Origin of the sequence: Rummeliibacillus pycnus, assembly GCF_044359855.1 — a bacterium.
GTDB classification, from domain to species: Bacteria; Bacillota; Bacilli; order Bacillales_A; family Planococcaceae; genus Rummeliibacillus; species Rummeliibacillus pycnus_A.
Window position 1 is genome coordinate 4,319,477 of record NZ_CP132291.1, and the last position, 26,882, is coordinate 4,346,358.

Below are 26,882 nucleotides of genomic sequence, written 5' to 3' on the forward strand. Positions count from 1 at the left end.
AAGTGAGGAGAGGAAATTATGATTAAACAACTGATCGTTGGCGACGCAACGCATGAACTGGCCGCTACGCGCCGCATTCTGGAAGGTTTGTCAGATGAACATATGTCTTGGAAGCCGCACGATAAATCAATGACGCTCGGAGGGCTAGCCACACATCTGATCAACCTGATAAATTGGCAAATTGCGATTTTTCAGTACCCTGAGTTCGATCTTGCGACCGTACCGCAGAGGAGAGAGGCTTTGAAAAAACGCGCTGACGTTCTGGAGGAGTTCGACGCGAACGTCGGTAAGTTAAAAAAGTTACTAGACGAATGCGATGAGAAAATACTCGACAAGGAATGGACGCTGCGCCATGGCGACCATATTATCCTCCGCGAGCCGCGGGCAATTGCGCTCCGTACCTTCGGATTAAGTCACATGATTCATCACCGTGCGCAACTCGGGGTTTATTTTCGTTTGCTTGATATTCCGGTACCGGGAATCTATGGTCCCTCGGCCGACGAGGAAGCCCAATGAATTACTTCTTTTTTCTTTGTTCTTGTTTATTGAATGGCCAGATTGTAAAGAACCGAAATAAGTCGAAAATAAAGGTGGAATTTGAAAAATTAAATCACATAAGCAGATAAAATGAAAAAGAGAAATTTCTTGTTAAGGTTTAATTGATATGAAAAAGGAGATAATGACAAAGATGACTACATTGCACGATGAAATTAATGCTAATTTGTAATTTATCTTACATTAAATCTAAAATACAAAATAATACAAAAAAGTACAAACGGAGGAAAAGTATGACTACATTTAATTTAGGTGACAAAGTTCCCGATTTCACCCTTCCAACAACTAATGGTGAAAAATTCTCTTTTGTATCTCATCAAAATCAGCATAGAAGTTGGCATCTCATTATCTTTTTCAGAGGATCATGGTGTCCAGTTTGTAATCATGACTTAAAAGAGCTTGAAGAAAGCAAAAGTTTTTTTGAAGGCAAGAATGTACATCTTATTTCAATTTCAACAGATCAATTGGATAATTTAAAGGAAATGGTTGATAAACATAACCTTACCTTTACTGTTTTAGCTGATGAAGATTTAAAGACATTAAAAGCATATGATGTTTTTTATCATGGAGAAGATGCTCCATATGAGGATCATGGCACGCATGGAGAGCCAGCGTATTTCCTTGTTGATGAAAATGGACAACTTCTATATCAACAGAGACAAACAAGTCCATTTGGACGCCCGTCATCTACTGAACTTCGCAAGATTGTCCAATATATTGGAAAAAATTTAAAGACGAATTAATAATAATAAATGTTACTTAACAAAATGGCGCTTTCCTGTAGTAAGGAAAGTGCTTTTTTTTCTTGTATTTGAATGGTTCCCATGGATCCGGCTATATTGTTATTGTTTAAGATTTTGCTGATCAACCTGAAGATAATTTAGATAACCTATATATTTATAAAACTTTAGTTAAAAGTTTAAAGGATATTAAAAACCAACGACAAGTTGTAATAGTTACACATAATTCAACATTAGTAACTTATGCTGATGAATAACAAGTAGTAGTAGTATTAGAATCAAATGATACAAACAGTATCCTCAAAAAGCAGGGATATATTAGTGATAAAAATATTATGAGTCATATAATAAATTATTTAGAAGGGGGAAAAGATGCGTTTAGGAGAAAACAAGAGATTATCAAACAATTTTAGAAAGTGAATTTGATTAGCTTCAACCTTTAGATACTTAACAAAATTTAATGATTCTAGCTTTGAATAAAGAATACCACTCCTGTTATTCAGTAGGAGTGGTATTCTTTCTATGCTTATCCATTTTATCAAACACCTTTTCGCCATCTTTATTCGCATGTTTGTGTATAGTGAAGTTGTTTTAATATCTTTATGCCCGAGGTAGCTTACGCTCTTAATTACTACACATTTGAAGGAGTAGCTAATGGTCGCGCAATTATTTCTAATTACACATTAGATTACGATACTAGTGTAATTACTGTAACTAAAGATACTGTAGATAATCGTCTTGTTGTAACTCCAGTATAGGGTACGAGTAAGGTCCTTAATCTCTTCGGAGGTTAAGGGCTTTTTTCTGTAATTATATGGGTAAACGATACCATTTCCAATAAATAGGTAAAATTAATCTTAATAGTATTTTTTTTACATGATATAATTTATAAAATTTAACATAATTTCATCATGCTTCCGAATTGGTTATTGGTCACTTGATTGAAGTGAGAAACTCCATCAAGCGCTCGAACAAGCTTTAAAAGCCTACAAAGTCCTATTAATACAAAACGAAGAGGCAAGCAGACAAGCTGTTCAGAGTATGATGGAGTTGGATCATCAGCTGGGGGATTATACACTGTTGAAATAAGAAATTTACACTGTGGGAAGTTTTACTTTATGCTAAGTGAGGTGGATCGATATTACGAAGATATTAGATGTTACTGGCTTACAGAATGGAATAAAGGATACGCTCAAATCATTAAAAAATAAACAAAATGAGATAAAAGATGTTGAAAAGGCAGTGAAAGGGATACTTACACTAGAAGATGCCTTTAAAGGAAAAAGCGGTGATGCGCTACGAGACTTTTATAAAGAAGTCCATATTCCATTTATGTCCTATTATCAAGATTTTATAAAAGATTATGAGAGTAAACTAGATATCATGGACAAAGAATTACTTGCGCTAGAATCTGCTAGTGATGGTAGGATTGTCGAAGAATTTTTAACAGGAGAGTTAAAAAATAGTCTGCAAAAAACAGCCAATCATACAATCACGCTAACAGACGATACGAATGATACGATTCTTTCGGTACAAGACATTGTTGCATTACCACAATTAAGTGATGCATCCTTTCTTGAAGAAGTCAATGACGCGAAAAAACAAATTAATGATACAGTAGAAAAAGTTCATCAATTTGATTACAATCAAACTGAAGCACTAGAACAATTATCCAAAGATGTATCGAACATGCAAAACTACATAAACGGGATTAAATCGCTAACTAACAGCGGGAAACTCCAACTAGAAAACTATGCAAGCGGTACCTTAAATAAGTATCAATTGGATGATTGGCTTACGGACGTAGGAGGCACCTGTCCTAGAGCAGACACAGAAGAAGTCGATAAAATCGAAGAACTGAAAGAGAAACTTTTAAAGGCATCTTCTGTAGATGAATATTTGAAGATTGCGGAAGAACTTGGCGATGCAAATCTAGATGAAGATCAGAAACAATTCATCACCATGCTGAAAACAGCGAAAGGTATCAAAGACGGCCTCTACGAATCGGGAAAAGACTTTGTGGTAGGGATATTTGATGCCGTCCGCCATCCAGTAAAAACGGTAGAGAGCACAATCCAAGCGATAGCCCACCCAATCGAAACATACGATTATATTTCGAAATCAATCAGTGATTCTTTTGTTCGAGATGTGATTAACGGAGATGCCGAGTCACGTGCACGATGGATGTCCTATGCTTTTGGAACCGTCGTGACTTCCGTGGTAGGAACCAAAGGGGCAGGCGCTGTAACGAAGGCAGGAATGGCAACGACGAAAGCCGCTGCCAAAGCAGGAGTAAGCACAGTAAAGGGTGCACTAAAAGAAACCTCCATCCCAAACTTATTTCCATATGCGCCCCAACACCAATTAGCTGGTGTGAATGTAGGCGGTGTGCCGTATAATACGGTGGATAGTGTTGGATTGAGAGATCGGTTGCTTTCTGTGGCTAAGGTGGAGACGAAGGGTAGCGGTAAGGGAGCTAAGGGTACTGGTGAAGGCAGTAAACATTTAAGTGATGTGAAAATTCCATCAGTAAGAAACAAGGAGTTTAATAAATGGTTTGATAATCTATCAGCAAAAGAATTTGAGGAAATGTGGAATAATCCTCAGTTGAGAAGTAAAATAGAAGATAGGATTAGACGTCCAGGAGGATACCATGAATGGCATCTTGTATCTAGAACACCTAAATTTAAGCAGTGGGGAATTAGTATGGATGACATTAAAGAAATGAGGTCTCTGACCAAAGATGTTGAATTTGTAAATCCACCTGGGCGCCATGGAAGCAGAGGTTCAACAAAAGCGCATAATGAAATTTTAAAGATTATTGATTCTGCCTCTGACTATGGAAGTTTTGTTAAGGGGCTTAATGAATGGGCTGAAAATAGAATGAAAAATGGCATTATGGATTTACCAGAAGATTTGAGGAGGTAAAAAAATGAAAAACGATGTTTCTTTATGGTTAGGATACTTTAGTGACTTTGATGAACTCGAAAAGTACACTGAAATAAAATATAATGAAGATGGAGATAGTATCCCCTCTATTTTTGAAAAAGATTTTAAATTAGGTTATTATGATAGGGACTTAATTGAAAAAGACTGGATTCCTAATGCTGAAGATGACATAGGAAAAATTTTGGTGGATTTTTCATATGATAATCAATTAATACAGCAGTACAATAACATTAAGTTAAAGTCTAAATACAATACTATCATTTTAATTTATAATTATGATTATAGTAAAGAAAGTAAAATTGTTAACTTTCTAGATAAGATTACCTATAAGTTGGATTTTATAGGTACGGCAGAATATATAGATTAATACGAATAAAGTATGTTTGCAGTAGAAAGAAAAAAATAGGCTATTAAAAAGTAAATACTCCATGATGGTTGTACCATCATAGAGTATTACGTGAAATGATAGACTGGAAAAGGAAGTACGGGCTTAGGTGAGATGACATTTTACATGGCGATGAATATAAACACATGGAATGTATATTAAACTAACGAACTCGTACAAACTTGTAAGTTTTAACGTAGTAGTTGCCATGACATATAAAAGGTGTCATACTGTTATTATAAAACTTAAAAATTTAATACTATTTAAAAACAGATGAACTTAAAGCACTTGATTGTCGATTAAAGACAACAAGTGCTTTTTATTTTCAGATTATAATATAGGATATGGTTAAGGATACTAATTTTCAAGAAAATAGAAGAAGATGATAAGTATTACCTTGATTTATTAGTAGATTAAAAATATAGAAATACCAAAAGGACAAGTTTTAAATATAGGTAAAGTTGAAAAGCAATATACAAAAACTGGAGCATTACTAGAAGGCGATGGGGATCAAATATTATTACCACAAGGCTGGTACTCTGAATGGATAAAAGAGACAACGAGAAGTTCCGAGTAGATAGGAGGATATAATGGATTAGAAAAAGCAGTTAATTGAACAAATAAAAGTGGTAATAAATAAATTAGAAGAAGAATATGCTAAAGCTATCACTAGTGGCGTTTTACAACTTATATATAATAGATATAAGAAGGCATTAGAAATATTAGAGAATAATGAAGATATTAAGGGGATAAATATTTTGGGTGGTGTGCGTGCGTATATGGATAGTTATTATGACTATCAAAATCCGCTATTAGGAGAATTGCATAAGGCTGAAAAAATAATTAGAATTATTATATAAACGTTAACACGCATCAAGTTTTGGTGCCAGGTACTCAAACAATTATGAAAATAAGCTGCAAATAAAGTCTTTAATCTCTACAGAGGTTGAAGACTTTTTAAGTATGATTTTCATTAATTTGAGATGCCTAGATTGTTATTTATATAAGGTATAAACTGGTAATGTTATAGACGGAAATGTATCAAAATGATAGTGTCGTTCATCCAGTAAAAACGGTAGAGAGCACAATCCAAGCGATAGCCCATCCAATCGAAACATACGATTATATTTCGAAATCAATCAGTGATTCTTTTGTTCGAGATGTGATTAACGGAGATGCCGAGTCACGTGCACGATGGATGTCCTATGCTTTTGGAACCGCCGTGACTTCCGTGGTGGGAACCAAAGGGGCAGGAGCTGTAACGAAGGCAGGAATGGCAACGACGAAAGCCGCTGCCAAAGCAGGAGTAAGCACAGTAAAAGGTGCACTAAAAGAAACCTCCATCCCCAACCTATTTCCATATGCACCCCAACACCAATTAGCTGGTGTGAATGTAGGTGGTGTGCCGTTTAATACGGTGGATAGTGTTGGGTTGAGAGATAAGTTGCTTTCTGTGGCTAAGGTGGAGACGAAGGGTACTAAGAGTACGGGTAAAGGGATAGATATTGAATTAAAGTACAAAGAAAATTGGACCCCATCTCAAAGAGCAGAAGCTGATGTAAAAGTAAAAGCATTAACCGAGGCGAAAACTGTTAAAACTATTCCTAATCGAGGTGGGACTTCTGCTTCATCTAGATATAAGAAAGTTAAAGGGGTAGATTCTGTTCCTAAAGGAAAAGATGTAGACCACACTATTGATTTACAGCTTGGAGGAGCAGATGATATTTTAAATATGAATCCTCTAGACAAAAGTGTAAATCGAAGTTTGGGTAAACAAATTCAGCATAAAACTAAAGAATATCCACATGGTACAATATTTGATAAGTTTAAAATACGAGATTAAGGAGGAGTGGAGAAATGTTTGAAAATTTCTATAAATTTTTTGGCTTGAATAATAAAAGAGAACCATACAATTTGTCATCATTAAATGATCTTCAATCAAATACGAAGGGATTTTTTGAACTTTACAGATTATATAATGGTTATTCATTTGGGGAAGGTCTTTATCGATTGCATGAAATTTCCAAAGTTGACTATTGGAATGAATGTGTTACTAAAGCATTTCCTGAATTCTCTGGAAGGATATCTTGTTTTGGTTACGATTGGCTTGGAAGACAATTTGCTCTTGATAAAGAGAGAATGGAGAATGGAGAGGCACAAATATTAATGTTCGAACCTGGAACGGGGGAAGTTTTAGAAATTCCGTGTAATTTTATCGAATTTCACAATGAAGAGATTCCAAATTATTCTGATGCTTGTTTAGCATCAGAGTTCTATAATAGTTGGAAGGAAGTAAATGAGATAAACTTAAGTAATGATGAGTGTGTTGGGTACAGAGTTATGTTATTTCTTGGTGGAGAAGATACTATTGAAAATTTAGAGAAGAGCAATTTAGAGGTATATTGGGAAGTGTGTAGCAGAGTATTACAAAAAACGAGAAGTATACCTGAAGGTACAACCATTGAATTTAATTAGTCTAGATTAGTATTATCCCCTAAGAGTATGGGGAATAACAATTCGTATGGAATGGCAATACCCAGGAGAAGTGATTGATATTCGAAAATAGTTCCAAAATAAGCTACAAATAGAGTCTTTAATCTCACCGAGGTTGAAGGCTTTTTAAATACTATTTATTAATTATTGATATCCTTGATGCAAGGAACATCTATATAAAAGAAGGACTTTATACACCTGAGATACTTTCAGGGCTATTGGAAGTAATAAGATTAAATAAAGCGAAGTATCCAAATATGTTTTATATATAATGGGAGGTGGAGAAGTTGGACATATTAGTCGAACATACTGAATTAAAGAATAATCGTTTATTAAGAGATGAGAATGAAGTAGAAAAATTTGAGAAATCTATAGAAAATATTTTAGTGATGAAGGATGTTAAACATATAGAAATATTGTGTCAAGGGTTTGATGATTTAACAGAAAACGATGAAGTATTGTTTGGGTTAATTCATGCTATTGAGTCGTATGATAACATTGTTAGTTCTGAAGTTTCGTTGGAAGTGTTAGCTAATTCTATTCCTAAAATGCTTCCTCATGCTCAGGAATGGTTAAAAATACTTCACAAAAGGATATTAAATCATGAACCATCGAGAAATGTATATAAAAAAATCATTCCTACATTGGACAATGATACTCAGGAATTTATTGTTTCACAACTAACTAGTATTAAAGAAAAGAACCCCAGTCGTTTTGAGGAAAGCGTAAATTCAATATTAGATTTCTTGCAGATGGTAAGACCATTGGAGAATGGCCATAATTTTAGAAGCTAGGAGGAATCAAATATAGAATGAGAGATTATTTATGTATAGAAGAGAAATGTAGAGAAGGAATTGAATATAATAAAGAGTTTATTGTAGAAAATAGAGAGGATATTAGGAATTTGAAGAAGATGAAAAAAATGGTATTCAAAGAAAACCTAAAGATAATAAAAGTATTATAGAAGCGAGATATCTATGGAATTTTAGATATGAGGTGGAGGATATTAGGGCAATGTATTCTTTAGGAGAAGATATTAGTGCAATAGAAGCATATTTTTATAATGCAATTGATGATTTAGAGCGTACAGGGACTAGAAATGTTGGATATATAAGTATGCTATGGATGATTTCCTTAGGAATATTATTAGAAACGGATAAAAAGAATATAGAAAGATTAAATAGGGTAATTGAGAAAAAGAATATTAATGATTCAGTAATTGATTTTTTATTATGTGCTAGTGATATTGGACACACAAAAATCACCAATGTTTATTTTAAAGAAAATCCATATGCAAAAACAAGAGAAATTATAGAACTTGCGCAAACAGATAAGAAAGAAGCATCAAACAGATTGAAAACCTACATGGAGAAAGAATGGTTTAAAGGCCACTATGATTATGAATGGAAAAATGCGCATAAAGAACCGGGATATGTAGGGTTTTGGAGCTTTGAGACAGCCGCACTAGTAAAGATATTAGAACTCGATGATACAAGCCTACTAAATAATAACCACTATCCATATGATTTGGCACATTACAAGAATTCAATGAAATTCAAACCAATCTCTCTAAGTGATTACAGTACTGAGATTGAGATTGAAGAGATTGAAGAGATCGAAGAAATAATAGAAGGAATTGAAAATAATCCTTTATTAGAAAGAATGATCCCAATTAGATGGCACTCATTTGTCAATAAATTAATTCATGATTATGAGAATATGGATGATCGTAGTTATTATGAAAAATACAAGGAATCGATAGGATTAGGCCAAGTATGGTTTTTATTACAAGAGTATGAAAAAGAAAATGAGCAAAAAGATCTCTTAGGAAGTATAATTGTTTTTGCGATGACCGAAAAAGGATATATATTACAATTAGATTATAAAGAAGATTTGGAAGATTACTATTCAAGTATGAAAAATTACTGGAATGACTCAAGCACAAAGTTGATTCAATTTATATTAGATAATGATCAGAAATATTTTGCATTGGTACCGGTAGATGAAAATGTCGGGGATATGTATGAAATTGTTGTTAAAGAAGTAAAGTGAATTTATTAAAAAATCAGTAAAAAATCTACTTCGTTGGTTTTAGGGACCTGAAAGTAAAATTGAATGAATGATAAAATGGTGGTAGTTGGAAAATCCGACTGCCACTTTTTCTTTAGTGGGGCTAGCTTTAAGGGTACGGGCAGTCCTAGACATGAACCAGGAGCTGCAACTGAAAGAAATAATTTTAGAAATAGTCTAGGCACACAGAAAAAACTAATGTATCAAAATGGAGATATAGGTATTATACCTCAAGAGGTTAGAGATAAGTTAGCAGGTAGAGAATTCAGAAGTTTTAATGAGTTTAGAGTTGAGCTATGGAAAGAGATAGGTAATTCAAATTTTGCAAAGGGGTTTAATAATGCAAACCGATCACTAATGAATCAGGGTTTTGCTCCAAGGGCACCGAAAAATGGACATTATAGAAGCTTAAATACCTATATTTTACATCATAAACAGCCAATTAAAAAAGGGGGAGGAGTGTATGACCTTGATAATTTAATTATTGTTTCTCCAAGAATGCACCAAGAAATTCTTGATAGGTCATATCACTTTGGGGAAAAAAGGTTCAAGTTTAAGAAACCATTATAGGAGGTAGGAGTTAAGGTGAAGCAAGCAAGAATAAGAAAACTAGTTGAGGAAATAATGGAAAAAAGATACCTCTTGGAACCTACTGATAAACTAATTACGGAACTTAAGTCGTTCGTAACTTTTCCTGATGTAGGTGATTTATTTTATACTGATCGGGATTATGAATACATCAATGATAGAATAATCGATTATGAGAACAGGAAAAAAGATAACTTATCTAAAAAAGATTTGATTGATATGGTCACTAGGATACTAGATGGTTCTGGGAAGGAGTATGAAATTGATAATCTTTTATTAATAGTAGAAAATGCAGTAAAGAATCCAGACATCTCAGATTATATTTACTATTCAGATGAAGATTTAACTGCTGAACAAATTATAGAAAAAGCACTTTCAAGTGAATAAAGTTTTGGTGCTAGGTACTCAAACAATTCTGGAAATAAGCTGTAAATAAAGTCTTTAATCTCTACCGAGGTTGAAGGCTTTTTTTAATACGATTTATATTAATTTGAAAAGCTCAAAGTGTTATTTATATGAAGGTGAAAAATGGTAATGTTATAGACAGAAAGTTATCAAATGCTCTCAAAATGATCTCTTCGTCCATCCAGTAAAAACGGTAGAGAGCACAATCCAAGCGATAGCCCATCCAATCGAAACATACGATTATATTTCGAAATCAATCAGTGATTCTTTTGTTCGAGATGTGATCAACGGAGATGCCGAGTCACGTGCACGATGGATGTCCTATGCTTTTGGAACCGTCGTGACTTCCGTGGTGGGAACCAAAGGGCTAGGTGCTGTATCAAAGACCGGGATGGCAACGACGAAAGTCGCTGCCAAAGCAGGAGTAAGCACGGTAAAGGGTGCACTAAAAGAAACCTCCATCACAAACTTATTGCCATATGCACCCCAACACCAACTAGCTGGTGTGAATGTAGGCGGTGTGCCGTTTAATACGGTGGATAGTGTTGGATTGAGAGATCGGTTGCTTTCTGTGGCGAAGGGTATAGATAATGCTTCTGTAACCAACAAGAGTAATTTATATAGAGGTGATAGTTTACTTCACTCTCCAAAATTTCGAGTTCAGGTGATTTAGTTCCAGCCAGTAAGGATGGTTTATATAAAGGCCGACAAGTAACTGTTACAGAGCATATACTTGGAGGTTATAGAAAAGGAGCTAAATCTAATAGTCCTTATAATAGTTTTACAAATAACAAAAATGTGATTGGAAATTATGGAGAAAATACAATTGAACTAGATATTTCAGCCTTAAGGAAAGATATACAGTCTGGAAAGGTAAAAGATGTTGTTATACTTTCTCCAAAACAAATACAAAAGTTAATTGAAAGAGATGTTGTTTCTTCTGATTTTTGGAAGAATAGAGCAATTAACTGGACTAAAAGGGATAATGAGTATTTGATTAAAGGGGAAGTTCCTAGCCAATATATTAAGGTTTCAGCTAAGGAGTGAGAATTTTGAAACTATACTTTTTAAACGAGTTTTTAGGAGATATACGCAATATTAGTGTTGAAGGAATGTGGATTAATGCTCAGATTACCCCTTCGAAAAATATAGACAAATTTAACGATTTTTTTGCAGCGATTGTTGATGAGGAAAATGATTTTGAAGAAACTAATTATAACGAAGAATGGTTAGATGATAGCAATTGGTATATTATTGATAATGAAAATAGGAAAAAGGGTATATACATACCTGCAGTTTATCCTGGTAGGGAAATTAACTGGAGGTGGAGATGATTTATAGTTGAGATAACTTATATCTTGTTTCGGATACATTTATAGATTTTCTAAATAAATTGGAGATTAGTCAGGATACTTTTAAAGATGGGATTATTGATGTTGATGACGTAGAGTTATGGTTAGATGATGATTTACTAAATGATTAATCCTTAAATTAGATTGACGGTTAAGTTTGGGTACCAGGTACTCAAACAATTCTGAAAATAAGCTGCAAATAAAGTCTTTAATCTCTATCGAGGTTGAAGGCTTTTTAATAATTTACATTAATTTGAAAAGCAATGTTATCCATATAAAGTAAAGATGGTAACGTTCTAAACGGGAATGTATCAAAATGATAGTGTCCTCCATCCAGTAAAAACGGTAGAGAGCACAATCCAAGCGATAGCCCACCCAATCGAAACCTACAATTATATTTCGAAATCAATCAGCAATTCCTTTGTTCGAGATGTGATCAACGGAGATGCCGAGTCACGTGCACGATGGATGTCCTATGCTTTTGGAACCGTCGTGACTTCCGTGGTGGGAACCAAAGGGGCAGGAGCTGTAACGAAGGCAGGAATGGCAACGACGAAAGCCGCTGCCAAAGCAGGAGTAAGCACAGTAAAGGGTGCACTAAAAGAAACCTCCATCACAAACTTATTGCCATATGCACCCCAACACCAACTAGCTGGTGTGAATGTAGGCGGTGTGCCGTTTAATACGGTGGATAGTGTTGGATTGAGAGATAAGTTGCTTTCTGTGGCGAAGGTGGAGACGAAGGGTACGGATAAAGCTGCTAAATATGATGTAGGTCTCTATAATGAAATAAAAGGTGTACCAGGTTTAGATGCGCATCATATTGGGCAAAAAGCTATCATGAAAAAGTATATAGATGATTATGATCCAAAAGTTGCTCCAGCAATATTGGTACCTAAAGTCGGACATACAATCAGAGGACCTAAAGGAATAGTATCAAGAAGTTCAAAAGGGATTGAAAATGGAAGACAATTACTAGCGAGAGATATTACGGAATTAAGAAGGGTGTATCCAGATATTCCAAACTCACAAATTAAAAAGCTTATTGAATTAAATAAAAATTTATATCCTGAATTAAGGAGGAAATAGTAGGCATGAATAAACAAGATATTATTAAACATTTACATCAATCAATAATAAAGGAGAATTTAACAGCTTATCGTGAATTATTTTTAAATACGAATATTAATGAAGTGACTGATCCATATTGGAAGGAAGCATTGAAATTTTATTCAGAACTTTCTAATGAAAATAAAGACGTATTATTTAAAATAATGGAGCAAATAGAAGTGGACACTTTATCTACAGTTTTAGGTGTAATAGATGAAGGATTGATGATTGAAGATAAAGAGGTGGAGTTTGAATTGACTATTAATGATAATAGTAAGCCTATTAACGGTGACCTACAAGATTTATTCTTAGAGTATGATGAAGAAAATAGATAAGGTTGGTAGTGCTTAACTTAATTCTATATAAGGGCATAAAAGTTCAATGTGCCAGTCACCCAAACAATTCAGAAAATACAAGTACGAATTAAATCCTTACTTTTTGGAGATTAAGGACTTTTATCTTTGAAGTTTTTGGTATCAGGTACTCAAATAACTCTGAAAATAATCTATAAATAAAATCTTTAATCTCTACCGAAGTTGAACGAGGAGGGTGTTAAAAAGTGGAAGGATTAAAAAAGAAATTAGATGAAATAGTTGATTTTGATATAAAAGATATAGATACAATTTGGGATGAAGCTGATATAAAAACATTTGAAGAAAATCATAATTTAAAGTTACCTCAGGACTATGTTTTTTATTTGAAGCATTACGGTAATGATTATATAAGAGAAGACTTTCGGTTTATTCCACTAATAGAATTGCCAAAAACGATTAAGCAAACCCAATTTGAAATAGATTCTTTTTATGGATTAAATAATGATGAGAATAGATTGGATGATAAAATTAACATCTATCAGGATATATTACCAGGTGATTTGTTTCCAATTGCAGATTTGCCAGGCGGAGATTTAGTATGCATGGGTAAGCAGGGGGATAAACATAATAAAATTTATATTTGGTTTCATGAGATGGACGGAGAAAATGTTTTCTTAGTTTGTGATTCTTTTGGAAACTTTATAGAAAACTTTAAAAGAATAAATGTAGAAAAAAATACCCTAGATAATGTTAAATTAAATTTGGGTGATAAATTAAATGACTTTTTAAAAAATGCTTCTAAAAATATGAAATGAATAGAAATTTAAGAGATAAAATCCACCTGTTCTATTTATTCGATATATACAGTTTTCTGAAATAGTTTATGTTCGTGGCATAAGTTGGATCTAATGCCATTTTGAATCTACGTCAAGATTTCGGACCAATTTTAATGATTTAAAAAAATAAGGATGGAAAAAAATGAGTCAAAAAGAACCTATTGAATTTATTAAAAAAGCTGGGGGCAGTATTGTTTCAAAAAATATAATAAATGAAACAGGAAAATTGAAATGGATATTGAGAGAGAAATCAATGGATACAGTGGATAATGGTTGGAGATTTTTTTCAGAAATTGATGATGATGATTACATTAATAATCCTGATAATTTAGTAGTATGTGATTTTAATACCGTAGCAAATATTGAACCAGCCATTCTGGGAATATACGGACTACCAGTAGGTAGTGACTTACAATTAGTTTCTGAAAATGGAAAAATAAGATTTGTTGATAATTTAACTGGTAAAGAAGTTTGATGGTCATTAATTAGTTTTTATTTCAACTTAATTGATAGTTTGATGTAGAATAAGAAAATCTAAAGACGGAGCGTTTGAGCCGGGAGGATTTGCTAATAAATAAAAAGGAGAAGTAAGATAAAAATAAATGATGCGGTTTTTGGTGAGCTTGAATATGATTTTGTGTGGTCAAAGGATACTAGCATTAACTTTTTGGGCCATGAAGTTGAGATAGCGCTAATGGTAAACGGTGCTGAGGATGGTAAGTATGATAAAGAACAATATGTAGCATATACTTCACTTATGCAAAATTGGGAACAGTTACAACAAAGCTTTTTGCAATCAATATTAGACTATTACAAACAAGAGCGTCAGGACCTAGGTTATGATATTGAAGTAAATGAAAACTATCCATTAGTTAAAACAACTAATGAAATATTAGAAATGATAAGTTTAGATGGGATAGTTGTTCCCTATGCAGGTGCTTTTGACGGTCGGGATATTGGACTTACATTTAATTGTACATGGGATATAGAAAATGGGCTAGGGATTCGTTTATTAAATGAAAAAGTAGCTGAAGTAGGTTACCAGGATGTTGCTATTTAAAAAGTTTTGGTGCCATGTACCCGAACAATTCTGAAAATAAGCTATAAAAAAAGTCTTTAATCTCTACCGAGGTTGAAGACTTTTTAAGTACGATTTATATATCCAATCGAAACATATAACTAAATATCGACATCGATAACCGATTCATATGGTAAATGGTGAAGCCTATTCACGTGCAAAGTGGGTGTCATATGGATTAGGAAGCGTTATGGCTTCTGTAATATGGTAAAATTTCCAGTGAAAAGGTAAGTCTGGAGGAGGGAAAGTAAGCTAATGAAATTATATTTTTTAGAACCAGAAGTATCAGGTGGTCATGGTGAACATACCATTTATGGAACAGAGCAAGATATTGAAACAGAGGGTATACCAGGAAAGGTAAAATATTTGCATTATGAATTTGAAGGATGTCTAGGAGATGACTTATTAGAGTCAACACCAGCTTTCATTGTATCAAGTAAACTTCAAACAGAATTAGAGAAAAGTAATACTAAAGATTACAAACTGGAAGATTGTTTAATCACTACGTCTGATGAGTTTAAAGAAATGTATCCAAATAAAGAAATTCCTACATTCAACAGATTTATTCCACTAGGTAAAATTGAAGTAGAAGGAGAGAAATTCAAAAATTGGTCAGGACATCATTTCTGTTTATCACCAAAAGGAGAGTTAGTTGTAACTCAAGAAGCGTTGGATTTATTAAAAAGAGTTTCAATAGATAATAGTTATATTACACCCCTAACACAGGAGTAAATTATAAAATCTTAGACATATAAACAATCTTTATCTCATCCCTATAAAATTAGTTCTAATAAAAACTCATTCCTATCACAATGCTATTATAAATGAGCAAAATTCATTAAGCCTTCATGTGAGCAAATGAAAAAAATTATATGAACAGTTAAAGCAGAAAGTTAGAGAAAATCCAGATATGCTATATAAAGATTATTGGAGGAAGCAATAATGAGATACTTTAAGTTGCTAAAAGACTATTCTAACGAGAGGGAGATATTTTGTTTATGTGAAAATACTTTTGGTTGGGAACAATATGAATTATCAGAAGGAAAGCAAATCAGTAATTGGGATGAGAAAATAACTTTCTATTACAATCCAATTGAAGGTAATCTGGCACCAGATTATATCCATAATAATTTATCATGGTTTATAGTTTCCCCACTGTTTGAAACGATATTAAACGAGATTGATAATGGTGGGGTGCAATTCTTGCCAATAAATATAATAAATAAAGAAAACGATAGTTCAATACCTGGATATTCAATAGCAAATGTGGTTAATGTGATTGAAGCTATTAACTACGAAAATTCAACATATAGTGTATTTGAATTAGATGATGATAAATTTTATGATTTTACCAAATATGCGTTAAATGAAAATGAAATAAAGGGTAAACATATATTTAAGTTAAAAGGTGATGAAATTCCGATATTTGTATCGGAATTAGTGAAAGAATTAATAGAAAAAAATAATATTACTGGTTGTGACTTTCTTGAAGTTGAAGTAACCCTGTAAGCATCTTAGCTTACCCTTAGAACAATTTCTAAGGGTTTTATAATAGGAAGAGGGGTGAATAAACAGTATTTAAACCAGAGTTGAAGGCTTTTTAAATACGATTTATATTAATTTGAAAAGCTTAAGTGTTATTCATAAACGGAGAAAACTGGTAATGTATGCAAGATTAACGGAAACATTATTGATGTAAGAGGTCGATTGTCACAAGTGATGTTTTTAAGAACATTAAACTAAAAATAAATGAAAGAACAAATAGTGCAGCAGAAATTGCAATATTGACTCTATGTCAAGAAGTATTAAAAAACGCACAAATGAAGGAAATGATTTAAGCGTAAAATGTTTAGAAAACGGTCGAATTTTAATGATTTAAATAAATTTGGATATTCATTAAAGCAAATAATTGAAGAACGTGGAACTGAGGGTATGAAAAGAGTCATAGAGGCGGCGATTAGTTGAAAAAGAGTAGTGGATTAGGTGGTAGCGTTGTATCAAATAATATTTCACAAAATATAGGGGAATTAAAATGGTGTATTAAAGAACAACCAGTAAATGATCTTGATAATGGATGGAGATTTTTGTCTGATATTGATACTGAGGAATTTCTGGCAGACGCATCGAATATGTCAATTTGCGATTGGGGAACGATTATTGAAATAGAACCTGCAATAATGAATATTTTTAATATGCCAATTGGAACAGATATCACCTTACTAAGTGAAAATAATAGAAAGTATTTTGTTTATACTGAGTCGGGAGAAAAGGTATTTTTTTAAGAAAATATATTAGTGACTAAAGTTTTGGTGTCATACACTCTAATAATTCTGAAAATAACCTACAAATGAAGTCTTTAATCTCTACCGAGGTTGAAGGCTTTTTAAATACTATTTATTAATTCGAAAAGCTTAGAGTGTTATACATATAAAGTAAAACTGGTAAGGTTATAGATGAAACTGTATCAAACTACTCTCAAAATAATGCCGTCCTCCATCCAGTAAAAACGGTAGAGAGCACAATCCAAGCGATAGCCCACCCAATCTAAACATATGATTAAATTGTTGAACAACAATTTTTAGGAAAAATGCTTATCTATGTTTATATTTCGAAGAGGAAGAGATGTACTCAAAAGGTAAACGAGCAGTTTTGTTTAAATGAAAAAAATAATAATTTTTAATGCATATGCTTTTAACTCACTATTGACAATCTAAAGAATAATTATTATCCTTTAAATTGTGTTAATGAATTCAATATATTTTCGTATAACTCCAATAATATGGTTTGGAGGTCTCTACCAGGAACCGAAATTCCTGATTACGAAGAAACTACAAGATTTGTAATTTCTTCGTAATCAGGATTTTTTTTATTCTGTTTTAAAATATAAAAACTATATTTGGAGGTCAAAATGAACTTTTTAAGTTTGCCAAAAATCGAACTTCACTGTCATTTGGATGGGAGTGTTAGGACTGAAACAATTATTGATATTGCCCATAAAGAAGGAATCCAGTTACCCTCTTTTGATGAGAAAGAGTTGAAAAATGAGCTGATTGCTCCTTTGGAATGTGATTCTCTTGATGAATATTTAAAAAGATTTTCACTTCCTAATTTAGTCATGCAGTCCAAGGAGAGCTTAAAAAGAATTACTTTTGAGCTTTTTGAGGATGCAGCAAGGGAAAATGTGAAATATTTAGAGGTCAGATTTGGACCATTACTGCACACATTAAAAGGGCTAGATGTTGAAGAAATCATTCAAAGCGTTATAGAAGGTATGAGGGAAGCAGAACGTTATTACGAAATAAAGGGTAATGTTATTCTTTCTTGCTTGAGATCAATGTCTGTTGAAAGTGCATTTGAGGTGGTAGAAAAGGGAAAAAAATTCTTAGGAAAAGGTGTAGTAGGGATTGATCTATGTGCATCAGAAGAAGAAGGTTTTTGTGGAAGATTCATAGAACCAATTGCATTAGCCAAAGAATATGGCTATAGAGTAACAATTCATGCTGGAGAGACGGGTATAGGTGAAAACGTCCTAGAAGCTGTTGAATTGTTGGGTGCTGAAAGAATAGGACATGGAGTATTTATTAAAGATTGTGCTGAGGCTTATAAGGAAGTAAAAGAAAGACAGATAGTACTTGAAATGTGTCCGACAAGTAATGTCCAAACCAAAGCTGTCCAAAATTATTCTGAACATCCAATATATAAGTTCCATGAAGATGGAATAAAAGTGACAATCAGTACGGATAACAGAACAGTATCTGATACTACCATGTCTAAAGAATTTCATTTGGTTAACAATGAATTTAATATAAGCGAAGAGGATTACCGACAAATATTTTTAAATAGTGTAGAAGCATCCTTTGCCGACAAAGAAACCAAAGAATGGTGTATAGCACAATTTTAAAAGAAAATTTGTTTAAGTAAAAACTTTTTTTATTCAAAAATTAATCAACTATTTTTTAACCCCGTTCTAAATTTAGAACGGGGTTATGCTTGCTTGATCTTTTAAAATTAAATAACTTTATTGCCTTTTAACAATTTTCTCGGTATTGTAAGCGAGAAATTAAGCTTTTTCTTTCAAAATGCTAGTCAGTTGTCGGTTTATTCTATAATGAATTATAGTCTAACTTTAACCTGGCGCTATCCTTGAAAAAAGGATAAGTGCTCATTTTTCAGTTAAGGGCCATATAATTAAACAACATCTTTAAAGAAAACTAGATATTTGTTTTGAATCATAGATGATATTTTGAATAATTGTGTTTTCAATATTCCTTTACAGGAATATTCCTCGTTAGGTATAATCAATTCAACAACAGGGCAATACTACTAGGTGATGATGTAGATGTGCTTTAAACCGAAGACCATCACTTTGACGAGGTGAGCAACATGTCAGGAAAGATTCCGGGCGCGAACATGACGACGCTGAACGCTTTGTCTGAACCAAATCGTATGAATATCGTCGAACTCTTGCGTGACGGTCCACTGACAGTTGGGGAAATCGCTGACCATCTGGGATTGAGGCAGCCCCAAACTTCGAAGCATCTAAAAGTGCTAAGTGACAACGGGATTGTGGAAGTGCAAGCCGAAGCTAACCGCCGTATCTACAAGCTTCGGCCCGAACCCTTCCAAGCGCTGGATTCTTGGATACAATCCTTCCGGAGCGTAATGCAAGAAAGGTTCGACAATCTAGATGATTATTTGAAGGAATTGCAGAACAAGGAAAAACAATAAAATCATTCATGATAAGGAGGAATTAAAATGTCAAACAATGAAATGTTATCGAGAGTAGAGAATGATCGAGTATTGGTACTGGAGCGCGTTTTTGATGCACCACGCGAACTCGTATTCAAGATGTTTAAAGAACCGGAGCATTTGAAACGCTGGTGGGGGCCGAGGGGCTGGGAGATTCCAGTCTGCACCATCGATTTCCGTCCAGAAGGCATTTGGCACTATTGTATGAAGTGTGTCGATCAGAATTTGGGTGAATTTTTTGGCATGGAATCCTGGGGTAAAGGGGTTTATAAGGAGATTATCGAGCCGGAGAAAATCGTCTACACTGATTACTTTTCGGATGCAGAAGGCAATTCGAATGACTCTATGCCGTCAACTGAGATTACATTGGAATTCATCGATATGGGTGGAAAGACAAAGCTGATAAACCGTGCTGAATATGTTTCCGAAGAGGCACTTAAAACTGTTATGGACATGGGCATGCTACAAGGCATCAGCGAAACTTGGGACCGTTTGAACGAATTAGTGGAATCGGTGAAGTAAAATTACCATATCGCTGTTGTCAGCGTTAGATAGGTTCGAGCAGTGAGTTTTGAAATTAATTTTTATAAGGGAGTGTAAACATCAATGATTAGTAAAGTTGGTCAAATCATGTTATATGTTAATAACCAAGATGAAGCAAAGGAATTTTGGACAGAAAAAGTAGGGTTTAGTGTAATTTCAGAGGAAGACAATGGTCAAGGTATGAGATGGATTGAAATTGCTCCAACTAAAGAAGCTGAAACAAGCATTATTCTCCATAATAAGGAGCTTATTGCGAAGATGTCGCCTGAATTGAACCTTGGTACACCTTCTTTAATGTTCTTCTCAAATAATTTCGATAATTTATATAGTGACTTATCAAACAAAAACGTTACAGTCGGTGAAATTGTAAATATGCCTTCAGGTAGAGTATTTAATTTTGCAGATAGTGAAAATAATTACTTTGCAGTAATGGAAAAAAAGTAAATTAATAATCAATTTACGAGTGCGATGCTTGAAAAAGCATCGCCTTTTTGTTTGTTTGATTTACGAAATAGCTTGTGAAGATTTACAATTAAAGTAACTGGGTTCGTTAGTTCAAGAAGAACTAATTATTTGTTGGATTTAGACTATATTTTAGTTGTTCCATTAAAGGGCCAAATTGTGGAATAAGACTTCCAAACAAAGCTGAATATTCATGTTAAAATCGATTTGAGATTGTGAACAAATATACTTAAACTAATGAAGCAGATGTTATCCTTTAAAGGAATTATAAAAATTCGATATTCAGTTATTTAATTAAAGTCTAAAATTATGTTAGTGAGGTATTCAAAATAATGATGAAAATAGTACGCCCTAAGGCTTTTTTCTATAAAGGAGGAGAGAAGGCCGTTTTACTATTACATTCTTTTACAAGCAATACGATTGATATGAAAAAGTTAGGGAAGTATTTGCAAAAGAACAATTATTCTTGCTTTGCACCATTATACAGTGGCCATGGTTTAACAGCAGAAGAACTTCTCACATATAGACCCTCAGATTGGTGGCAAGATGTAATAAACGGTTACCAGTTGTTGAAGGATGAGGGTTTTGAAAAAATAGCTGTGATTGGTCTATCTCTTGGTGGTGTATTTGCATTAAAAGTTGGTCAAGAATTGAAGATAAATGGGGTTGTGGCAATGTCAGTGCCAATACATAGGGAAGCTACTTTTCTACAAAAGCGTGTCTTTCATTATGCAAAAGGGTACAAACAACTTGAAGGGAAAAATGAAGAACAATTAAATTTAGAAATGAAACGTCTTCAAAATATGTCTATCGATTCATTAATTGAGTTCCAACAGCTAATTGATATAACGATGGATAAACTAGCACTTTTAACGTCACCAATTCGTATTTTATACGGTGAATTAGATGAGCCATTGTATAAAGAGAGTGCAGAGGTAATTTTTCAAAGCGTTGCGACGAATCAAAAAACAATGAAGGGGTATCCGAACTCTAAACATTTAATGACATTAGGTACGGACATTAACAACGTTAACCAAGATATTCTTGCATTCTTAGATGGTTTAACTTGGTAGTTTTAATGAATATTCAACAATCGGGCGATTTTCTATAACAAGAAACAGCGCTCATTTTTCATTTAAGGGCCATATTTTTAAATTCTTAAAAAACATATATAAAGAATCATTTTAAACTGAGAGAGTTGAAGAATAATTTTTTATATTGACAAACTTAAATTTAGGGATAAAATAATATATAATTAATATTTGCATAACGAAGATTTGTTAAAATATTTCGAGATATAAGTATAAGAACAAATGCTATGATAAGAAATAGTAGCAATCATGTAAACAGACAGAAAGTTACCGGTTGATGAGAGGTGCATGTTGAAAGATTGTGAATTCATCTTGGAGCAGTGTACTGAAAAGGAATCCTTAGTAGGCTACACCGGCTTAGCACCCGTGATCATGTGCTAAAGTATCGTCGTCAGATGACCGTACTTACAAAGATAAGCAATATGAGTTGTTTATGAATTAAAGGTGGTAACACGAGTTGAATCGTCCTTTTGGTTAATCCAAAAGGGCGTTTTTTTATTTTTATTTTGTTTCTTATAGAACTTGCGATATTAGTAATAATTTTAAGGAGGAATTATGATTGAGTAAAGATTATCAAAAAAAGAGTCTTCAACGGGGGTTAAACAATAGGCATATCCAGTTAATTGCCCTTGGAGGTTCAATTGGAGTTGGATTGTTTTATGGCTCAAGTGCAACCATTCAAATGGCAGGGCCATCCATTTTGTTATCTTATTTGGTTGGAGGCTTAGTTATTTTTACCATTATGAGAGCACTTGGAGAAATGGCAGTTGATGATCCTGTTTCAGGTTCATTTAGTTCATATGCAAATCGATATTTAGGGACGTTTGCAGGTTATTTAACTGGGTGGACCTATTGGTTTATGTGGGTAGTCGTTGGGATGGCAGAAATAACGGTAGTAGGAGTTTATGTAAATTACTGGTTTCCTGATATTCCGCATTGGCTGGTAGCACTGGTTGTACTTATCGTATTTACAATGATAAACCTTGCTAATGTAAAAGCATATGGAGAGTTTGAATTCTGGTTTGCAATGATTAAAGTTGTAGCCATTATCGGAATGATTCTACTTGGGTTAGGAATCATCTTTCTAGGAATCGGGAATGGAGGAAAGCCAATCGGTTTTGACAATCTTTGGACTCATGGAGGATTAATGCCGAATGGAATCAACGGTATGATAATGTCATTGGTCCTCGTGATGTTTTCATTTGGTGGGGTAGAACTAGTTGGAATTACGGCAGGGGAAGCAAAAAATCCTCAACACTCAATTCCGTCAGCCATCAACAATGTAATCTGGAGAATATTAATTTTTTATATTGGTGCATTAGGAATCATGATGATTTTATATCCTTGGGATAAGATAGGCACGAATGGAAGTCCGTTTGTGTTAATTTTTGATAAAGTTGGTATTCCTGGTGCTGCAAATATAATTAACTTCGTTGTCATAACAGCAGCATTATCTGCTTTTAATAGTGGATTATTCGCTTCGGGAAGAATGCTATACAATTTATCACTGCAAAATAACGGTCCGAAATATTTCGGTAAGCTTAGCAAGAATGGAAGTCCAAGACGTGGAATCCTGTTCTCTTCCTTGTTTTTATTAGTCGCAGTATTTTTGAATTATATTGTCCCTGAAAAAGTGTTTCTGTATATTTCTTCTGTTGCCACGGTTGCGGTTATTACCAGCTGGACGATTATCCTGATTACACAATTAAAGTTCAGACAATCAAAAACAAAAAAGGAAATAGAAAAACTAGCGTTTAAAATTCCGTTTTATCCAGTTTCAACCTATTTAGCATTAACATTTTTAGCATTTGTCGTTGTCTTAATGGGATTTATTGAGGATATGCGAATAGCATTAATTGTAGCACCTATATGGTTTTTGATTCTATATATAGGATATAAAATCAAAAAATTTTGATAACACAGTTTGTGAAGAAAATTATTAAAACAAAAGAAAGCGTTAGTTCATTAAGAATTAAATGATTTTATGGTTAAGATTATATTATTCCATTAAAGGCGCTTTTCTGAAATAAGTAGAGCGTCTTTCTTCATGAAAAAGGCCAGTTTGTAGAGGGTTTTAACAGGTTTTTTTAGAGTTATTATTTAAATAAGGATATTGAAGTCTTTTGTTGAATATTAAATGTAAATCTAAAAGATGGAGGTTGTTGTGATGTTGAAACTTTTTCAATATAACTGGCAAGTTCGTGATGATTGGTTTACATTGTGCGAAGACATACCGAATGAAGAACTATTAAAGAAACTGGTCGGTGGTTTCGGCAGTATCCTTCATACCCTATTTCACATTGTAGATGTGGAATATATGTGGATCTTAGGTTTGCGAGGTGAACCAGTTCCTGAGGAGCCAATGTTTGAAGATTATGCTTGCTTACAAAAAGTGAAAAATCTTTCAGCTCAATACCACGAGAAAGTGAAGCCATTTGTGAAATCTTGGACAAATGAAATGGATTCTCGGAAACTTTCAGAAACGGATTTCAATGAAGACCGATTAGCTCTAGAGACGCACCAATCAGGCGCCGAGTCATTGAATGTACACACGGAGAGATCATACGTCATGTCATTGTCCACGAAATCCATCATATTGGCCAGTTATCTATATGGGCACGTGAAATAGGAAAGGAGCCAGTTTCCGCAAATCTGAGAGGAAGGGGGCTATTCGATAATTAGACTGTCTATGCAAATTTCGCAATCGGGCGATTTAATTGCACAAGGATCAAGAAATGATCAAACTTATTTATAAGCGAATGGTTTAATTGAATATATTTAAAGCGTGTTTTGATCAATCTTTTTTCAAAACGGGTTCATTTATTTAACACCAATTATGTGTTTGTAAGGTGTTTTTGATCAAACTTTATTTTAAAGCAACAAAATGAGCGCCTTGGGTTAGACAAAATATAAAAGCATCTTTAAAGGGATTCGGGTATTAGTACTTAACAATTACTTTTAAGGTGCTTTTTCTAATAATAGGTTATACCTGATGTGATAATGCAGAATTTTTTCTTGTTCAGCAATCGGGCCATTTAATTGAATAACACTTCACAATAAATTGGATATTAATGCTAAAATATAGATAAGATTTTGAAAAGTGAACTTAAACTAAAGGATAAGTTTAGTTGAACAAGCAATTACAAAGATTTGTTAAGGAATTTTTGGGGGAATGACATGATTACGGAAAAACGGATAAGTAGGTGGATCGAAAGGTACGAAGAAAATGGTTATTTGAATGGCTCCATTTTAATAGCTTCTAACGAAAATATTCTTTTAAATAAAGGTTTTGGTATGGCAAATTGGGAGCATGCAGTACCCAATAAACCTACTACTAAATTTCGCATCGGCTCACTTACTAAGTCCTTTACATCTATTGCTATATTTCAATTACATGAAAAAAGGAAATTATGTATAGATGATTGTATAGGGAAGCATCTTCCTAATTATCCACAAGGTGAAAAAATTACAATCTATCATTGTTTAACAAACACTACAGGGATTCCAAATTACACAAGTTTTCCTGATTTTTGGTCTAAAACAATGAGACTCCCGATGACTTTACATCAACTGATTGATTCATTTAAACATCTTGAATTGAACTTCCAGCCTGGTGAAAAATTCGAATATTCAAACTCAGGATACGCATTACTAACAGCGATTATTGAAAAAGTTTCAGGGATGTCCTATGCAGAGTACATACAAGAAAACATATGTCGCCCCTTGGGCATGAATAATACAGGCTGTGATGACGGAGTTAAGATAGTTGCAAATTTAGCTTCTGGTTATTCATTCTGGGAAAATCCAATTCACTCAGTATACTCAGATTTATCATTTCCTTTAGGAGCCTATGGTCTATATTCTACAACAGAGGATTTATTCCTTTGGGATCAGGCATTAAAATCATCTCAGCTTCTTAGCAAAGAACTAATAGAAAAAATGTTTACGCCAAATCTTAGTTCATACGCTTCTGGTTGGGTAGTGTCAGATATCTTGGGTAGAAAATGTATGCACCATTTTGGAGATATTAGTGGGTTTTGTAGTGATTTTTTACGATTTGTTGATGAACAAGTTACGATAATCTTTCTAAGCAATATGAATGTCACGCCTATAACACATTTAACTCAAGAAATGGCCAAGCTAATTCTTGATGAACATGTAACATTACCTCTTTCTTCTCAATCAATCAAATTTACTAACGCGGAACATATTACTGGGAAGTATTTTATTGAAAATGATGAGAGTAAAATTTTAGATATCTCTATAAAAAATGGTGAACTATATTTAACAGTTCCTAAAATGTATGGGGTATTATATAAATTTAAACTAGTGCCAGTTAGTCACAATGTATCAAAAACAACTTTTTTAACCGAAATGATTAATGAGCAAGTCATATTCCATTATTCATTGTCAGGTGAAATAGTAGGTGTAGAGTATAAAGATTTTATAGAAAAAAACTATAAGCTTATAAAGACTTAGTTTCTGAATGTTATTCAACAAACTGGTACGTTACTTAAACAAGACATAGTATTTAAAATCCTCAACAATCGGGCGCTATCCATTGAAAATGGATAAGAGCTCATTTTTCATTTAAGGGCCATATAATGGAGGAAGAATCTAAAGAAAAATTGAATACTTATGATAATGATAGTTTGGTGTTTGTGAAAGATTGTACTTAAATTATCGGGGGAGTTTAGTTCAATAAGAAACCTAGTCTGCCCACGTTTTCTTGGTGAAATAATTAGGGAAATGCTGATAAAAAGGTGGTGATTGAAATTGGAATAGGGAATTTAATTGCAGGATTTGGTCTAGACCCTAATGGATTTATTGTAAGCGATGTGAGCAAAGACAAAATTGATGATGTCTATATGACTTGCATTCGAGAATCTATCGAGAGTCTTAAAAGTTTATTTCATCAACAATTGCATAGTGTTTATGTGTACGGTAGTGTAGCAAGAGGAGAATCGATTGTAAAAAAATCAGATTTAGACCTTATCGCTATGTTTGATACCAAACTGAGTCTTCTTGTATTTTTTTGATTTTAATTTTAATCATCTAATTTGCTCTGGAATTCTTTGTTTTCAGTTAATACTTAATATTTTTCGTAACTTTTGGAAACTAATGGTATAATTAATTGAAAATACATAAGAAGGTTTTAAAAA

Annotated in this window: 30 protein-coding genes, 5 pseudogenes, 1 riboswitch and 1 other annotated feature; all 35 genes and pseudogenes read left to right on the top strand. The window is 33.4% G+C overall.

From position 1 onward, the window contains the following. Positions 1-18: 18 nt before the first annotated feature. The 35 genes and pseudogenes from Q8X41_RS21000 to Q8X41_RS21170 all read left to right on the top strand — a co-directional run bounded on the left by Q8X41_RS21000 (position 19) and on the right by Q8X41_RS21170 (position 26,759). Positions 19-516: a DinB family protein gene (locus tag Q8X41_RS21000; protein WP_397538194.1), complete on the top strand. Its 498-nt coding sequence runs from the start codon at positions 19-21 to the stop codon at positions 514-516. A gap of 272 nt (positions 517-788) precedes the next feature. Next, entirely contained in the window at positions 789-1,298 is a 510-nt protein-coding gene (locus Q8X41_RS21005; protein WP_397538195.1) for a peroxiredoxin family protein, read from the top strand. A gap of 119 nt (positions 1,299-1,417) precedes the next feature. Then, positions 1,418-1,708 (top strand): annotated as a pseudogene (locus Q8X41_RS21010) (TrlF family ATPase); the annotation flags it as partial. Positions 1,709-1,897: 189 nt separating this feature from the next. Next, the gene (locus Q8X41_RS21015) at positions 1,898-2,053 is read left to right on the top strand and encodes a hypothetical protein (RefSeq protein WP_397538196.1); all 156 of its coding nucleotides are present in this window, start codon (positions 1,898-1,900) and stop codon (positions 2,051-2,053) included. Between the two features lie 202 nt (positions 2,054-2,255). After that, a pseudogene (locus Q8X41_RS21020) lies at positions 2,256-2,384 on the top strand (DUF5344 family protein); the annotation flags it as partial. Positions 2,385-2,420: 36 nt separating this feature from the next. Beyond that, on the top strand, positions 2,421-4,223 hold the full coding sequence (locus Q8X41_RS21025) for a ribonuclease YeeF family protein (RefSeq protein WP_397538197.1): 1,803 nt from the start codon (positions 2,421-2,423) through the stop codon (positions 4,221-4,223). Between the two features lie 4 nt (positions 4,224-4,227). Beyond that, positions 4,228-4,611 carry an immunity 22 family protein gene (locus Q8X41_RS21030; protein ID WP_397538198.1) on the top strand — a complete coding sequence of 128 codons (384 nt, stop codon included), beginning with the start codon at positions 4,228-4,230 and terminating at the stop codon, positions 4,609-4,611. 175 nt (positions 4,612-4,786) lie between these two features. Continuing rightward, a pseudogene (locus Q8X41_RS21035) lies at positions 4,787-4,970 on the top strand (hypothetical protein). 285 nt (positions 4,971-5,255) lie between these two features. Continuing rightward, positions 5,256-5,489, top strand: a complete 234-nt coding sequence (locus Q8X41_RS21040) for a hypothetical protein (protein ID WP_397538199.1) — start codon at positions 5,256-5,258, stop codon at positions 5,487-5,489. Positions 5,490-5,665: 176 nt separating this feature from the next. After that, positions 5,666-6,472, top strand: a complete 807-nt coding sequence (locus Q8X41_RS21045) for a hypothetical protein (RefSeq protein WP_397538200.1) — start codon at positions 5,666-5,668, stop codon at positions 6,470-6,472. A 14-nt stretch (positions 6,473-6,486) separates the two neighbouring features. Continuing rightward, positions 6,487-7,104, top strand: a complete 618-nt coding sequence (locus Q8X41_RS21050; RefSeq protein ID WP_397538201.1) for a T6SS immunity protein Tdi1 domain-containing protein — start codon at positions 6,487-6,489, stop codon at positions 7,102-7,104. A 305-nt stretch (positions 7,105-7,409) separates the two neighbouring features. Continuing rightward, entirely contained in the window at positions 7,410-7,916 is a 507-nt protein-coding gene (locus tag Q8X41_RS21055; protein ID WP_397538202.1) for an Imm30 family immunity protein, read from the top strand. 17 nt (positions 7,917-7,933) lie between these two features. Next, a pseudogene (locus Q8X41_RS21060) lies at positions 7,934-9,174 on the top strand (PoNi-like cognate immunity protein). 63 nt (positions 9,175-9,237) lie between these two features. Continuing rightward, positions 9,238-9,762 (top strand): HNH endonuclease, encoded by a 525-nt coding sequence (locus Q8X41_RS21065; protein ID WP_397538203.1) that lies wholly within the window; start codon positions 9,238-9,240, stop codon positions 9,760-9,762. Positions 9,763-9,777: 15 nt separating this feature from the next. Continuing rightward, positions 9,778-10,167 carry a hypothetical protein gene (locus tag Q8X41_RS21070; RefSeq protein WP_397538204.1) on the top strand — a complete coding sequence of 130 codons (390 nt, stop codon included), beginning with the start codon at positions 9,778-9,780 and terminating at the stop codon, positions 10,165-10,167. A 358-nt stretch (positions 10,168-10,525) separates the two neighbouring features. After that, complete coding sequence (locus Q8X41_RS21075; protein ID WP_397538205.1) at positions 10,526-10,858, top strand: hypothetical protein; 333 nt, start codon at positions 10,526-10,528, stop codon at positions 10,856-10,858. 125 nt (positions 10,859-10,983) lie between these two features. Further along, a complete protein-coding gene (locus Q8X41_RS21080) occupies positions 10,984-11,232 on the top strand; it encodes a hypothetical protein (RefSeq protein ID WP_397538206.1) in 249 nt (82 codons plus the stop codon). Continuing rightward, positions 11,229-11,519 carry a hypothetical protein gene (locus Q8X41_RS21085; protein ID WP_397538207.1) on the top strand — a complete coding sequence of 97 codons (291 nt, stop codon included), beginning with the start codon at positions 11,229-11,231 and terminating at the stop codon, positions 11,517-11,519. The genes Q8X41_RS21080 and Q8X41_RS21085 overlap by 4 nt, the downstream gene beginning before the upstream one ends. Before the next feature lie 324 nt (positions 11,520-11,843). Next, positions 11,844-12,626: a hypothetical protein gene (locus Q8X41_RS21090; protein ID WP_397538208.1), complete on the top strand. Its 783-nt coding sequence runs from the start codon at positions 11,844-11,846 to the stop codon at positions 12,624-12,626. A gap of 5 nt (positions 12,627-12,631) precedes the next feature. Continuing rightward, entirely contained in the window at positions 12,632-12,982 is a 351-nt protein-coding gene (locus tag Q8X41_RS21095; protein WP_397538209.1) for a transposase, read from the top strand. A 224-nt stretch (positions 12,983-13,206) separates the two neighbouring features. Further along, positions 13,207-13,776, top strand: coding sequence for an SMI1/KNR4 family protein (locus Q8X41_RS21100; protein WP_397538210.1), 570 nt, complete (start codon positions 13,207-13,209; stop codon positions 13,774-13,776). A gap of 163 nt (positions 13,777-13,939) precedes the next feature. Continuing rightward, the gene (locus tag Q8X41_RS21105) at positions 13,940-14,272 is read left to right on the top strand and encodes a DUF2185 domain-containing protein (protein WP_397538211.1); all 333 of its coding nucleotides are present in this window, start codon (positions 13,940-13,942) and stop codon (positions 14,270-14,272) included. Between the two features lie 117 nt (positions 14,273-14,389). Further along, positions 14,390-14,857 (top strand): DUF2004 domain-containing protein, encoded by a 468-nt coding sequence (locus Q8X41_RS21110; protein ID WP_397540320.1) that lies wholly within the window; start codon positions 14,390-14,392, stop codon positions 14,855-14,857. A 273-nt stretch (positions 14,858-15,130) separates the two neighbouring features. Next, positions 15,131-15,607 carry a hypothetical protein gene (locus Q8X41_RS21115; RefSeq protein ID WP_397538212.1) on the top strand — a complete coding sequence of 159 codons (477 nt, stop codon included), beginning with the start codon at positions 15,131-15,133 and terminating at the stop codon, positions 15,605-15,607. A 210-nt stretch (positions 15,608-15,817) separates the two neighbouring features. Then, complete coding sequence (locus Q8X41_RS21120; RefSeq protein WP_397538213.1) at positions 15,818-16,384, top strand: imm11 family protein; 567 nt, start codon at positions 15,818-15,820, stop codon at positions 16,382-16,384. 452 nt (positions 16,385-16,836) lie between these two features. Then, entirely contained in the window at positions 16,837-17,157 is a 321-nt protein-coding gene (locus tag Q8X41_RS21125) for a DUF2185 domain-containing protein (RefSeq protein WP_397538214.1), read from the top strand. A gap of 459 nt (positions 17,158-17,616) precedes the next feature. Continuing rightward, a riboswitch (purine riboswitch) is annotated at positions 17,617-17,715 on the top strand. Between the two features lie 68 nt (positions 17,716-17,783). Then, positions 17,784-18,776: an adenosine deaminase gene (gene add, locus Q8X41_RS21130; RefSeq protein WP_397538215.1), complete on the top strand. Its 993-nt coding sequence runs from the start codon at positions 17,784-17,786 to the stop codon at positions 18,774-18,776. A gap of 482 nt (positions 18,777-19,258) precedes the next feature. Beyond that, on the top strand, positions 19,259-19,603 hold the full coding sequence (locus tag Q8X41_RS21135) for an ArsR/SmtB family transcription factor (protein ID WP_397538216.1): 345 nt from the start codon (positions 19,259-19,261) through the stop codon (positions 19,601-19,603). Positions 19,604-19,630: 27 nt separating this feature from the next. Further along, positions 19,631-20,146, top strand: a complete 516-nt coding sequence (locus tag Q8X41_RS21140; RefSeq protein WP_397538217.1) for an SRPBCC domain-containing protein — start codon at positions 19,631-19,633, stop codon at positions 20,144-20,146. A gap of 84 nt (positions 20,147-20,230) precedes the next feature. Further along, entirely contained in the window at positions 20,231-20,611 is a 381-nt protein-coding gene (locus tag Q8X41_RS21145) for a VOC family protein (protein WP_397538218.1), read from the top strand. A 350-nt stretch (positions 20,612-20,961) separates the two neighbouring features. Then, positions 20,962-21,702 (top strand): alpha/beta hydrolase, encoded by a 741-nt coding sequence (locus tag Q8X41_RS21150; protein ID WP_397538219.1) that lies wholly within the window; start codon positions 20,962-20,964, stop codon positions 21,700-21,702. Positions 21,703-21,938: 236 nt separating this feature from the next. Then, positions 21,939-22,193, top strand: a binding site (T-box leader). An 86-nt stretch (positions 22,194-22,279) separates the two neighbouring features. Then, on the top strand, positions 22,280-23,635 hold the full coding sequence (locus Q8X41_RS21155) for an amino acid permease (RefSeq protein WP_397538220.1): 1,356 nt from the start codon (positions 22,280-22,282) through the stop codon (positions 23,633-23,635). 252 nt (positions 23,636-23,887) lie between these two features. Continuing rightward, positions 23,888-24,402: pseudogene (locus tag Q8X41_RS21160) on the top strand (DinB family protein). Between the two features lie 495 nt (positions 24,403-24,897). Continuing rightward, a complete protein-coding gene (locus Q8X41_RS21165) occupies positions 24,898-26,199 on the top strand; it encodes a serine hydrolase domain-containing protein (protein ID WP_397538221.1) in 1,302 nt (433 codons plus the stop codon). A 284-nt stretch (positions 26,200-26,483) separates the two neighbouring features. Next, a complete protein-coding gene (locus Q8X41_RS21170; protein ID WP_397538222.1) occupies positions 26,484-26,759 on the top strand; it encodes a nucleotidyltransferase domain-containing protein in 276 nt (91 codons plus the stop codon). The last annotated feature ends 123 nt before the right edge of the window (positions 26,760-26,882 follow it).